Origin of the sequence: Brachybacterium sp. sponge (genome assembly GCF_001613775.1) — a bacterium.
Taxonomy (GTDB): domain Bacteria; phylum Actinomycetota; class Actinomycetes; order Actinomycetales; family Dermabacteraceae; genus Brachybacterium; species Brachybacterium conglomeratum.
On sequence record NZ_LRMP01000001.1, the window covers coordinates 399774 to 411905 of the forward strand.

Genomic DNA, 12132 nt, shown 5'->3' on the forward strand with positions numbered 1-12132 from the left:
GGTCTCCTCCAGCTCCTCTGAGGGGCGCGCCTCAGCCGGCGAGCGCGGCGTACTCGGGGGCTCGGCTCATGTACTCAGCGTCCCACACGTCCATGTCCGGGATCCGCGAGCCGGTGACCGCGCCGACGAGCCGGTCGAGGTACCACTCCCAGCCGGGGCCGATGTGCTCGACCATGTCGGCGGGCGCGTCGTGGTGGCGCAGCGCGAGATGGGTGAGGTCGCCCGCGGCGCCGCCGGCCCCGTCGGAGCCGCCCTCGAGCTCGAGCGAGAGCTTCCAGACCTGGTCCCCCAGGGCGGAGCTGACGGCGAGCAGGCTCTCGGGTTCGCAGGCGTGGATGCTCCACGGGGAGGTGGAGGGCTCGCCCGGCTCGGCGGTCATGGTCACTTCGACGACGCCGCTCGCGGGGTCGCCGGAGTAGGTCCCGTACCAGGTGGCGAGGCGGTCCGGGTCGGTGAGGTGCTGCCAGATCCGCGTCCGCGAGGCGGGGACGGTGCGGCGCAGCACGAGGTCGCTGCCGTCGAGTCTTCCGGTGATGCTCATGTGCTCTCCCGAGGTCGGTCGCGGCCGGGCCGGCGCGGTGGCGGCACCACCGTAGCCCGGGGACGGGGCGGGGTCGATCCCGGCGCGGCGACGAGCGGGCCCGTCGGCCGGTCGGCTCATGCGGCGGCGACCAGCCGCCGGGAGCGATCCGCCAGGTGCCAGGCCCACAGCAGCGCGCCGACGATCACATAGCCGAGCGCGGCGAGCGCCACCACGGTGAGGCTGCCGGTGATCAGCGGGGCGATCACGCCGGAGAGCAGCGCGTTCATCACGAGGGTGAAGAAGGTGCCCATCGAGGCGGCGGCGCCGCGCTGGTGCGGGAACAGCTCGAGGATCTCCAGCTGCATCGGGGCGAAGAACAGGGAGGCGGTGAAGGACATCAGCGCGGGGCCGACGAGGACGGGCAGCAGCGTGAGGTCCAGGCCGCCGGCCGGGTCGGGCGCCAGGAGCACGAGCACGAGGTTCAGCACGCTGGTGGCGAGGGTGCCGATGTAGCCGATCGTGATCAGCCGGCTGCGGTCCATGACGTCGGCCGCGCGGCCGACGACCAGGGAGCCGGCCATCATCCCGATGATCAGCGGGGCGAAGAGCACCCAGAAGTCCTGCTCGCCCAGGCCCAGCAGGCGCACCACGATGATCGGCGCGGCGGCGACGAACACGAAGTGGGCGGCGAAGCCGAAGGCGGTCGCCAGTGCGATCCGCAGCATCACCGGGGAGCGGCCCACCTCCCACAGGGAGCCGAGCACGGCGCCGAGCCGCAGCGGGATCCGGGCCTCCTTCGGCAGCGACTCGGGCATCAGGGCGGTGAGCACGAGGACGAGCACGCCGTAGAGGCCGACGCCGGCGAACACCCAGCGCCAGTCGCCGAGCAGCAGCAGCCAGCCGCCGAGGATCGGGGCGATCACGGGGGCGAGCGCGAAGATCATCATGATCCGGGCCATCAGCCGCTGCGCCTCGGCGCCGGCGAACAGGTCCCGCACCACGACGCGGGAGACGATCGTGGCGGCGCCGGCGCTGACGCCCTGCAGGATCCGCAGTGCGATGAGCGCCCCGAGCCCGGTGGCGAGCACCGCCCCGAACATCGCCAGGATGTAGATCGCGAGCCCGGTGAGCATGACCTTCTTGCGGCCCAGTGCGTCCGAGAGCGGGCCGTGGAACACGCTCATCACCGCGAAGGACGCGAGGTAGACGCTGATCAGCTGCTGGAGGACGACGTCGGAGGCGCCGAACTCCTCGCCGATCTGCGCGAACGCGGGGAAGACGGTGTTGATCGTGAACGGTCCGAGCATGCCGAGCGCGGCGAGGGTGAGCGTGATGCGGGCCCCGGCGGTGCGGCGTCGAGTCAGGGTCGGCGGTGCCTGCTCGGCGTCGGGGATGCTCACCCTCGCGAGTCTATGGGCAGGCGTTTTCCGTGGCCAGGGCGGTCCACGTGCGGGCGGTCCGGGCGGCGCCGCCCACCGGCCGCTCAGCCCCGATGGGCCCACAGGTCGCGCAGCAGCGCGACCTCGGCGAGGTGGTGGATCAGCTCGCGGTGGATGTGGGCGACGAGGGTGGCGCGCGAGTGCTCGGCCCACGGTCCCTCGGCCTCGCCGACGGCGACCTGGAGGTCCTCCTCGTCCCAGCCGCGCACGCCCTCGATCCAGCGGGCGTACTCGCGGTCGAGCTGGGCGAGCGCCTCCTCGGCGGTCGCGGCGTAGTCCCAGCTCATGTAGTCCGCGGGCGGGCCGCCGAAGTGGGAGTGGCTGCGCACGGCGAGCACGCCCACGATGACGTGGCCGAGCCGCCAGGCGATGGAAGTGAACGGGGCGGGGTCGGGCTCCGGGAACTCGAAGTCGATGACCATCTCCCCCGCGCCGCCCTGGATGGAGGTCGGCGCCGTGCCGCCCCCGGGGGTGCGGGGGTGGACGGTCCAGAGGTCGCCGTCGCCGGTCGGGTCGTAGAAGTACTCCTCGTCGGTGAGCCCCTCGAGGCGCGGGCGCAGCTGCTCGCGCATGTGGAACTCGATCTGGTCGACGAGCACGGTGGGCAGGTCGCCGTCGCGTCCGCGGGTCGTCGGGGCGGGGGTGCGGTCGGTGTCGTCGGCGGTCATGGCGGTCCTCCTGGGGTCGCTCGTGTGCAGGGTCGGTTCATGTGCGGGGTCAAGGAGTGCAGCGCGGGGGCGCCCGGCGTTCACCACCCGGCGGGCGGCCACTCCTGGCCGGCGGCGAGCGCGTTGAGCTCGTAGGCGCCCTTCCCGTCGATGCTCTCGCGCAGGATGTCGGCGTGGCCGGCGTGCCGGGCGTTCTCCTCGATCTGGTGCAGGGCGTACCAGCGCAGGCTCCAGCGGGTGCGGCCCTCGAACCAGGGCGCGTCGGGGACGGGCGCGAGCATGTCGAGGTCGGCGGCGCGGATCGCGGCGGCGAGCTCCTCCCCCACCTGGTGCAGCTGCGCGATGAGGGAGGCCGGGGTGTCCTCGGGGCGCAGGGCGTCGGGGGCGAGCCCGCCCTCGGCCTGCAGCTGCTGCGGGGTGCGCTCGGGATCGGTGCCCGGCCCGGGAGCCGCCGCGATGGACAGCGCCGCGCCGCCCGCGATGAACAGCACGTGGCGGGCCAGCGCGCCGAGGCTCATCCCGGAGGCGCTCGGGACCAGGGCGAGCTGCTCCTGGTCGAGCCCGTGCAGGGCGGTGGCGACCTGCTCGATCTGCTGCTGGGCGAAGGTGGCGAGGCTGTCGTTCTCGCCGGTGGCCTCGGGGGTCAGGAATGGCATGGGGTGCTCCTCGTGGGTGCGGATGCTGACAGGACCCACCCTCCACAGGGATGCGGACAGATCCTGTCCGTGAAGCGGGGCAGACTGTGCACCACGAGGTGAGGAGGCGCGATGAGCGACGTGACCACGAGGGCGCTGCGGCTGCTGGCGCTACTGCAGTCCCGCTCGGTGTGGACCGGTCCCGAGCTGGCCGACGAGATGCGCGTGACCACGCGGACCGTGCGCCGCGACGTCGACCGTCTGCGGCAGATGGGCTACCCGGTGCTGACCTCGGCCGGGCACGGCGGCGGCTACCAGCTCGGCGCGGGCCGGGCCCTGCCGCCGCTGCTGCTGAGCTCCCCGGAGGCGGTCGCGGTCGCCGTCGGCCTGCGGCTCGCCGCCTCCTCGGGGCTCGAGGGGCTGGACGAGGAGGCGCTGCGGGCGCTCGCGGCGCTGGACCGGATCCTGCCCGCGTCCGTGCGCGCGGAGGTCGGCGCGGTCTCCGAGGCGATGGGCGTGATCTCCCGCCACGCTCCCGGCGCTCGCTCGGAGGTGCTGCTGTCCCTGGTCACCGCGGTGCGGGACGGGGTGCGGGTGCGGGTGGACTACGAACGGGCCGACGGCGAGCGGTTCGAGCGGCGGATCGAACCTCGCCGGGTGCTGTCGATGGAGGGGCGCTGGTACCTCTTCGCCTGGGACCTCGAGCGGGAGGACTGGCGCACCTTCCGCCTGGACCGCATGCACGAGGTGAGCGCCTCGACCCTGCCGATCGCCGACCGCCCCGTCCCGGACATCGAGGCCGCGGTGCGGGAGTCGATCACCGTCAGCGCCTATCCCACCGCCTGCACCGTGCGGATCCTCGCCCCCTACGACGAGATCGCACCCCACATCCCGGCGCGCTCCGGCACGCTCGAGGCCGACGGGGAGGACGCCTGCGTGCTCCGCGCCGGCGCGGATGACCTGACCTGGGTGGCGCTGCACCTGGCCGGGGTCGGCGCGCCGGTCGAGGTCATCGACCCGCCCGCGCTGCTGGAGGAGATCCGGCGATTCGGCCGCTGGGCGGCGTCGGCCGGGCCCGGAGCGACCGGGCCGACGGGGAGCGGGCCGGTACCCGAGCGGTAGGCCCCCTGTGTCCTGCGGCGGGCGCGATCTATCCTGGTCATGATCCCCGGGGGCGGCAGCGGATCGCCTTTCCCCGAGGGAGCGGACCCCTCCGAACGGACTCGATGCGCCATGACCCCGCGCCGCTCCTCGCCGTCCCCCGCCGCGTCCCGACGTCCGGCCGCGCCCCGACGCCCGGCCGCGCCCCGGCGCCTCGCCGCCCCCGGGCACCCTGCCTCCGCCGGGCGCGCTCTCGCACCGAGCGGTGCGCTGCTGCTGGGGGCCGTGCTCGCAGGGTGCCTCGCGGGGCCCGCGGCCCCGGAGGCGACCGAGTCCACGTCCGCCCCGGCGACGATCGCCGTCCGCCAGGACGCGCCGCAGGAGGTGCCGCTCGCCCCCGACCCGTCCCCGACGACCGCGTCGGTCGGGCAGCATGAGGAGCCCGCTGCGAGCCTGAGGCCCACTGCGGAGTCCCCGCCGCTGACCCGCACCCGGGTGGCCGGGGTCTGGCCGGATTCGACCTGGGAGATCGTCGACCTTCCCGGGAACGCCTGCGCAGGAAGTCTGCCGCGGGCGACGGACTGGGCGATCGGCGAGGACTACTTCCGCTGCGGCAGCGCGGACAAGCGCCTGCTGGTCTGCCGCGCCGTCCAGGGAGGCAAGGCCGGGGAGGCGCTGTGCGTGCGCGATCCGCTCACCCGCTCCGCGGCCCGGATCCGCTCCTCGATGCTCGTCGGCTTCACCTCCCCCGCCTCGGAGATGCCGAACCCGATGGTCGTGGTGCTGGCCGACGGGACGCAGTGCGGAGCCGTGCCGCGCGACGACCTCGAGCACCGCGCGGGCCGGCAGTCCTGGCTCCACTGCGGCGCGGACTCGGCACTGCTGCTGGACCAGACCACCGCGACGCTCTACTTCGACCGCGAGGAGCCGGTGTGGACGGCGGAGCTCGAGGAGCACGGCGGGGAACCGCGGCGGGTCGAGGTGCGGGAGGTGCTCTTCGCGGCGAGCGACGAGGACCTGCGGGACTGGGGCTTCACCGCCGGCCTGACGGCCGACGAGATCCCGTGAGGGCCGGGGCCACGGTGAGCGGCCGGGCTGCCCCGGTCAGGGGATGAGCAGGCCGATCGCGGCGAGCACCGTCAGCCCCAGCACCAGCTTGTCGAAGACCGACTGCGGGATGCGGCGGGCGACCTTCGCGCCCGCGAACGCGGCCAGCAGCACGACCGGCACGAGCAGCGCGTCCATCGCGAGGGTTTCGGCGGTGAACAGGCCCAGCCCCGCGGAGAAGGGCAGCTTGAACAGGTTGATCACCGCGAAGAACCACGCCGAGGTGCCCAGGAAGGTCAGCACCGGCATCCGCATCATCAGCAGGTACAGCGACATGACGGGCCCGGCGGCATTGGCGACCATGGTGGTGAACCCGCCGAGCAGGCCGTAGCCGACGCCCTGCGCAGTCGCGGCGGCGCCCTTGCGGCTGCCGCCCTCGGCCTCGGCGCGGGTCGCGGGCGGGCCGTCCGACGACTCGGCCTCTGCGGCGGTGCGCCGCGCGGCCTGGGCGCGGCGCACGAGGGTGAGGGTGACCAGCGCCAGCAGGATCACGCCGATGGTGACGCGCACAGTCGTGTCGTCGACCGCGGCGAAGAAGAACACGCCGATGATCACGCCGACCATGGCGCTGGGCAGCAGGCGCACGAGGGTGCGCCAGTCGGGCTCCCGCCGGTACACCCACAGCGCGGTCATGTCGCCGAGGATCAGCAGCAGCAGGAGCGCGGCGGTGGACTCCTTGGCAGGCATGGCCAGCGCGAACGCGCCCGCGGCGAGGGTCCCTGCGCCGGGCAGCGCGGTCTTGGAGAATCCGACGATGAGCGCGCCGAGCACCACCAGCAGCCAGGAGCTGGTGCTCAGTTCGGGGAGCAGGCCGGCGAGGTCGGACACGATCAGCGAACCTATCAGCGCATGCCCCGACATCGGCGGGGCGTCCGCAGGCAGGTCGCCGCCGGAACGCGGTGCCGCTCAGACGTGAGGGAGCCTTACCCGATCCAGTCGGCGCGGACCTCTCCCCCGTCGGCCCCGACCGCGGCGCGCAGCGCGCCGACGACCAGCGCCATCGCGCAGGCTCCCGGGTCCATGACTCCCTTCGCGCTGTCGCCGACGTAGCTGGCGCGGCCGCGTCGGGCGGTGAGCTCGGCGGTGCCCTTCGCGGCGTCGATCGCGGCCTTCTCCGCGGCGCCGAGCGCGTGCACGGCATCGGCCCCGGAGCCGGCGGCCTCGCGCAGCGCGGCGACGGCCGGGGCGAGGGCGTCGACCATGGTGCGGTCGCCCACCTCGGCCTCGCCGTACTTCTGGATCACGGCCTGCCCGGCCTCGAGCGCCTCGGCGAGCGCGGCGAGGTCCGGGACCTCGCCGTCGCCGGCGGCCTTGGCGAGGTCGCGGTAGAACATGCCGAACAGGGGGCCGGAGGTGCCGCCCACGCCGAGCCAGGCGCGGGACATGGCGGTGACCCAGCCGCGGTAGTCGGCGGGCTCGCCGGCCTCGAGCTCGCGGCCGAGGTTCTTCATGGCGGTACGGACGTTGTCGCCGAAGTCGCCGTCCCCGGCGCGGCGGTCGAGGTCGCCGAGCGCGGGCGCGGCGGCCTCGAGGGTCTCGCGAAGGGTCGTGACGACGAGACGTCCGACGTCGTCGGGCAGGGCGTGGTCGGTCATCGCGGTGCTCCTCACCAAGTCAGGGCAGGGGTCTGGACGGGCGCGTCCCAGAGGCGGCGCAGATCGTCGTCCAGCGGCATCAGGGTCAGCGAGATTCCGTGCATGTCGAGGCTGGTCACGTAGGAGCCGACGAGGCTGCGGCCGACGGCGACGCCGGCGTCGCCCAGGCGGTGGTGGAGGCGGCGGGCGACGAGGTTCAGCTCGAGCGGGTAGGTGCCGCCGAGGCCGTTGACGATCGCGAGCACCTCGGTGCCGCGCTCGAGCGAGAGCTCCTCGAGCAGAGGGTCGAGCAGCAGGTCGGTGAGTCCGTCGGCGCTGGTGAAGGGGGCCCGCCGGGCGGCGCGCTCGCCGTGGATGCCGACGCCGAGCTCGACCTCGTCGTCGCCGAGGGCGAACTGGGGCTCCTCGTCGCCGGGGTGGGTGCCGGCGGTCAGCGCGAGGCTCATGGTGCGGGCGGAGGCGGCGACGCGTCGGCCGACGCCTGCGACCGCCGCGAGGTCCTGGCCCTCCTCGGCGGCGGCGCCGCACACCTTCTCGACGATCACGGTGGCGGCGGTGCCGCGGCGGCCCGGGCCGCCCCCGTCGGCCGTGTCGGTGGCGAGGTCGTCGTCCACCAGCACGATCTCGGTCTCGACCTGGTCGTCGCCGCTGATCTCCCCGGCGATGCGGAAGTTCAGCACGTCGCCGGTGTAGTTCTTGACGATCTGGACGACGCCGCGGCCGGAGTCCGCGGCCTTCGTGGCCTCGAGGACCTGCAGGGCGGTGGGGCTCGCGAAGACGGCACCGGCGACCGCGACGTCGAGCATGCCCTTCCCGACGAAGCCGGCGTGCAGCGGCTCGTGGCCGGAGCCGCCGCCGGAGACGAGGCCGACCTTGCCCGTTGCGGGCTCGGCGCGTCGGACGAAGCGGTGCTCGACGTCGAGGGCGAGGCGTCCCGGGTGGCTGAGGACGAAGCCCTCCAGCGCCTCGGGGGCGAGCTGGTCGGGGTCGTTGACGATGCTGCGTCGCATGAGGGTCCTTCCCGCGGGCGGATGCTCGATCCCGACTCTAGCCTCCGCCGTCCCGCGCCGCACCGTGCCCGGTACGCTCGGCCGGAGGGACACGTCGGCGGGGGCCGACGGGTGAGGACGAGGGGGGAGCATGGACGGGGTGCGCCTGGGCTTCGGCGCGTTCGCGACGCTCTTCGCGCTGGTCGTGCTGCTGCTGGTGCTGGTGGCGCTGTGGATGATGTTCTCGGCCGTGCGGGACCTGCTGCGGGCGCGGCGTCTGGCCTCGAGCGGGATGCGGGCCGAGGGGCGGGTGATCTCCTCGCACGTGCACTACAGCGCCACCCGGGAGGACCGCTCCAGCCGCGTCGTCGAGACGATCGAGTTCACGACCGACCGCGGGCAGACGGTCCGCGCGAACCCGGTGGTCAGCGACATCGGAACCGTGGATCGCAGCGGGATGAGCGTGACCGTGCTCCACGACCGCGACCGGCCCGAGCGCTTCATCGCCCCGCGGAACGGGCGCGGCATCTCCGCGAGGGGCCCGGTGATGCGGATCGGCTTCGCCCTGGTGTTCCTGGCCGTCATCGGGATCATCCTCAACGGCAGCTGGATGATCATCGGCTACGTCCCGTTTCCCTGGCGCGCTGCCTCTTGAGGAGGTGCCTGCACAAAGGGGACTCCAGCGGCACGGCGAGGAGCTGAGCTCCGCCGTGTGCCGCTGGAGTCCCTTTTCTGCTGATCCCCCTCCCGGCGTCGGATCCACCCGCACGCATCAGCTCTGCCGATGCCGCGTCAGCTCTGCGCCGGGCCGCGCGATCGCCGGGCCGCGCAGAGCGCCGGGCCGCGCAGAGCGCCGGATCAGCTCTGCGTGTCTCCGCCGCCGTCGGACGGCGCATCCGCCGGGGGTTCGCCGCCCTCGCCCGGCGCACCCTCGGGCGGGGTGCCACCCTCACCGCCGGGACCGCCCTCTCCCTCGGCCGGCGGCTGGCCGCCCGCACCGCCCTCGCCGCCGCCCATCCCGCCGGCCTCGGGCTCGGTGGTGGTGTCGATCGGGACGTCGATGGCGAAGGAGTAGCCGGCCTCGAGGTCGCCGGAGAGGCTCGCGAGCTGCTGCTCGTAGCCGTCGGAGAAGATCCCGTCGGTCTCGAGGGTGAGCTGGGAGAGGTTCTCGGCGCTGCCCGCGTACTCGGTGAGCTCGTAGACGCCGTCCGCCTCCGTCTGGGGCAGCGCGATCTGCGAGGTGAGGATCGCGTTGGTCGCATCGACGATGGACTCCGCGTCGGGGAACACCTCGAAGTGGAGGTGGGGCCAGCGGCCGGTGTAGCAGCCGGGGAAGATCGAGGTGAAGGTGACCTTGCCCTGCGCGTCGGCGATCTGCACGCCGCGCAGGTAGGTCTCCTCCTCCACCCCCTCGGAGTACATCGAGTACTGTCCGGCGGCGTCGCACTGCCACAGGTACACGGCCGCGCCCTCCATCGGCACGTCGCCGCCGGCCATGTCGATGATGGTCATGGTGATGTCGAGGGGGACGCCCTCGACGGTGGTGCCTCCGTCGATCGAGGAGCGGATGTCGGAGCGCTCCACACCGCTGGTCTCGAGCACGTCGGCGCCGTTGGAGCCGTCGCCCGGGTAGGGGCCAGCGGTCTCGCCGGGCATCTCGGTCAGCTCGGAGGTGGCGCTGGAGCCGCCGGCATCGCTCGCCCCTCCCCCGTCGCTCGCGGCGGCGGTGGTGGACGCGGAGCCGCCGGTGCAGGCGGAGAGGACGGCGGTGACGCTGCCCGCACCGAGCACGCCGAGCGCGCCGCGTCGGGAGACCAGAGTGCCGACGTCGAAGGCGAGGCCCTGGTCCTCGACGTCCTCGTCCGGGTGGTGGAGGGGCCGGCCCTCGAAGCTGTTGCGCGGTGCGGTGCCCGAGGGGACCGATCCGGCGGAGTTCTGTGCGGCGGTGTGCTCGCGCGCCTCGGGATAGGGGCGGCCGACGTGGCGGGGGTCGGTGGTGTCCATGACGGGTCCTCTCGGTCTCCTGGTGTGGAGCCGGAAAGCTAGAAGCGCAGGCTGTAGAGCCGCTGTCAGCTTTCCGTGATCTGCCGGGAGGGTGCCCGGGAGCCGGCTGGGAGCCCCTGGTCAGGAACGCTCGGACTGTGACGCACACCGCCGCGGCGCGACCGGTCCTGCACTTGCCGGACGGATCTCGTACGGTGCTGAGCATGCGCCTCCTCCTTCTCCGCCACGGCCAGACGCCCTCCAACGTCGAGGGGATCCTCGACGCCGCCTATCCCGGGCCGGGGCTGACCACGCTCGGCCACACCCAGGCCCGTGCGGTCCCCGCCGCGCTCGCGCACGAGGACATCGCCGCCATCCACGTCTCCCGCCTGCTGCGCACCCATGAGACCGCGGCCCCGCTCGCCGCCGCGCGCGGGCTCAGCCCGCGCCTGACCGAGGGGATCGAGGAGATCCGCGCCGGGATCCACCAGGGCCGGCAGGACGCGGAGGCCGTCGACGCCTATCAGGACAACCACCACCGCTGGAGCGCGGGCGAGCTCGAGGGCGGGTTGCCCGGCGGCGAGACCGGGCGGGAGTTCTGGGACCGCTGGACCCAGGCGCTGCGGCACATCGCGGATCAGCACGCCGAGGACGCGACCGTCGTCGTGGTCAGCCACGGCGCCGCGATCCGCGTGTTCGCCTCGGTCGCCGGCGGGCTCGGCGCCGCCTCGCTGTCCGAGCGGCCGCTGTACAACACGGGCCTGGTCACCCTGGTGGGGGACCCGGCGTCGGGCTGGCGTGTCGAGGACTGGATCTCCAGCCCCGTCGGCGGCGAGCACCTGCTTCGCGATGCCGAGCACGACGTGACCGCCGACGACGCGGCCGACGCGAAGGCCTGAGGGCCGCCGCAGGCCACTGCGCCGTCGGCCCGGTGCGAGGAACCGGGGCTGTTTAGCTCGTCGTCGCAGCGGCGAAGGTGCTCTAGCTCCGGGGTCCGCCCGCCGTCGTCGGCGGGGGCGTGGTGCTCGGGGTCCGCGCGATCACCATCGCGGATGGATGCTGTCCCGCAGCAGGGCATCGTACGTCTCGTGCACCGCCGCGTCGAACCGGGCCAGGACGTCCTGCTCCGCGGTCGAGGGCGCGGAGCCCGCGGCGGCGTTCGCACGGGCCTGCCGGCCGCTGCTCGCGCCGGGGATGACGGTGGTGACCCCGGGCTGCGCGAGGATCCAGCGCAGGCTCGCCTCGGGCAGCGCCATCTCCCCGTCGAGCGCCTGCTCGAGCCGGGCGACGGCCTCCAGGCCCGTCGCGTAGTCGACGCCGGAGAAGGTCTCGCCCTGGTCGAACGCCTCCCCGTGACGGTTGAAGCGGCGATGATCGTTCTCGGCGAACTCGCTCGTCGCGGAGAACTTGCCGGTGAGCAGCCCGGAGGCCAGCGGGACCCGGGCGATGACCGCCACGCCCTTTGCCCGCGCGACGGGCAGCGCCTCGTCCAGGGGCTTGAGGCGGAAGGGGTTGAGGATGATCTGGAGCGAGGCGAGGTGCTCGCGCTCGAGGCTGATCAGAGCCTCCTCGCAGGTCTCGACGCTGACGCCCCACGCGGCGATCCGCCTCTCCTCGACCAGTGCGTCGAGCACCTCGAACACCCGGTCGTCGCGGTAGATCGCCGGCGGCGGGCAGTGCAGCTGCACCAGGTCCAGGGTGTCCATGGCGAGGTTCTGCCGTGACCGCTCCACCCAGCCCCGCAGCGCCTCCTCGGTGAAGGACTCCGGCGCGAAGGGCTCCGCACGCCGGGACGCCTTGGTGGCGAGGAACGGGAGGCCCTCGGCAGCGGTGGCGTCGGCGGCGACGCGGGCGCGCATCGCGCCGACGAGCCGTTCGCTGCGGCCGTCGCCGTAGACGTCGGCCGTGTCGAAGAAGGTCACCCCGGCCTCGAGGGCGGCGGCGAGCACTTCCTGGGCGGCGTCGTCGCCGACCTCGCCCCAGTCCGCGCCGATCTGCCAGCATCCCTGGCCGATCACGGACAGCGGGCGGCCGAGGCGGGCAGGGGTGCGGTGCTGCATGGACATCGTCGACCTCGCGTTCTCCGGACCGC

At 74.0% G+C, this 12132-nt stretch carries 13 protein-coding genes; 4 read left to right on the forward strand and 9 right to left on the reverse strand.

The window, feature by feature from the left end; all coding sequences use genetic code 11:
* Window positions 1-31: 31 nt before the first annotated feature.
* The 4 genes from A4A78_RS01745 to A4A78_RS01760 form a co-directional block, all read right to left on the reverse strand.
* Window positions 32-541, reverse strand: coding sequence for an SRPBCC domain-containing protein (locus A4A78_RS01745; RefSeq protein WP_062946717.1), 510 nt, complete (start codon window positions 539-541; stop codon window positions 32-34).
* Window positions 542-657: 116 nt separating this feature from the next.
* On the reverse strand, window positions 658-1923 hold the full coding sequence (locus A4A78_RS01750; protein WP_062946718.1) for an MFS transporter: 1266 nt from the start codon (window positions 1921-1923) through the stop codon (window positions 658-660).
* An 83-nt stretch (window positions 1924-2006) separates the two neighbouring features.
* Complete coding sequence (locus tag A4A78_RS01755) at window positions 2007-2630, reverse strand: DinB family protein (RefSeq protein WP_062946719.1); 624 nt, start codon at window positions 2628-2630, stop codon at window positions 2007-2009.
* A gap of 80 nt (window positions 2631-2710) precedes the next feature.
* Window positions 2711-3286, reverse strand: a complete 576-nt coding sequence (locus tag A4A78_RS01760; RefSeq protein ID WP_062946720.1) for a DUF664 domain-containing protein — start codon at window positions 3284-3286, stop codon at window positions 2711-2713.
* Window positions 3287-3397: 111 nt separating this feature from the next.
* On the opposite strand from A4A78_RS01760, the gene A4A78_RS01765 reads away from it, so the two are divergent.
* On the forward strand, window positions 3398-4387 hold the full coding sequence (locus A4A78_RS01765; protein WP_062946721.1) for a YafY family protein: 990 nt from the start codon (window positions 3398-3400) through the stop codon (window positions 4385-4387).
* 111 nt (window positions 4388-4498) lie between these two features.
* Window positions 4499-5434: a hypothetical protein gene (locus tag A4A78_RS01770; RefSeq protein WP_062946722.1), complete on the forward strand. Its 936-nt coding sequence runs from the start codon at window positions 4499-4501 to the stop codon at window positions 5432-5434.
* A 36-nt stretch (window positions 5435-5470) separates the two neighbouring features.
* Here A4A78_RS01770 and A4A78_RS01775 read toward each other — a convergent pair whose 3' ends face one another.
* The 3 genes from A4A78_RS01775 to A4A78_RS01785 all read right to left on the reverse strand — a co-directional run bounded on the left by A4A78_RS01775 (window position 5471) and on the right by A4A78_RS01785 (window position 8078).
* Window positions 5471-6301 carry a sulfite exporter TauE/SafE family protein gene (locus tag A4A78_RS01775; protein WP_197466609.1) on the reverse strand — a complete coding sequence of 277 codons (831 nt, stop codon included), beginning with the start codon at window positions 6299-6301 and terminating at the stop codon, window positions 5471-5473.
* A 95-nt stretch (window positions 6302-6396) separates the two neighbouring features.
* Window positions 6397-7068, reverse strand: a complete 672-nt coding sequence (locus A4A78_RS01780; protein ID WP_062946724.1) for a DAK2 domain-containing protein — start codon at window positions 7066-7068, stop codon at window positions 6397-6399.
* Window positions 7069-7079: 11 nt separating this feature from the next.
* Complete coding sequence (locus A4A78_RS01785; RefSeq protein ID WP_062946725.1) at window positions 7080-8078, reverse strand: dihydroxyacetone kinase subunit DhaK; 999 nt, start codon at window positions 8076-8078, stop codon at window positions 7080-7082.
* Between the two features lie 130 nt (window positions 8079-8208).
* Here A4A78_RS01785 and A4A78_RS01790 point away from each other — a divergent pair, with 130 nt between their 5' ends.
* Window positions 8209-8712, forward strand: coding sequence for a DUF3592 domain-containing protein (locus A4A78_RS01790; protein ID WP_082835131.1), 504 nt, complete (start codon window positions 8209-8211; stop codon window positions 8710-8712).
* Window positions 8713-8915: 203 nt separating this feature from the next.
* Here A4A78_RS01790 and A4A78_RS01795 read toward each other — a convergent pair whose 3' ends face one another.
* Complete coding sequence (locus A4A78_RS01795; protein WP_062946726.1) at window positions 8916-10061, reverse strand: 3,4-dioxygenase subunit beta; 1146 nt, start codon at window positions 10059-10061, stop codon at window positions 8916-8918.
* A 203-nt stretch (window positions 10062-10264) separates the two neighbouring features.
* Between A4A78_RS01795 and A4A78_RS01800 the strand changes: the two genes are divergently transcribed.
* Window positions 10265-10939, forward strand: coding sequence for a histidine phosphatase family protein (locus A4A78_RS01800; RefSeq protein WP_062947936.1), 675 nt, complete (start codon window positions 10265-10267; stop codon window positions 10937-10939).
* Between the two features lie 141 nt (window positions 10940-11080).
* Here A4A78_RS01800 and A4A78_RS01805 read toward each other — a convergent pair whose 3' ends face one another.
* On the reverse strand, window positions 11081-12100 hold the full coding sequence (locus tag A4A78_RS01805) for an aldo/keto reductase (RefSeq protein WP_062946727.1): 1020 nt from the start codon (window positions 12098-12100) through the stop codon (window positions 11081-11083).
* Window positions 12101-12132: the final 32 nt, after the last annotated feature.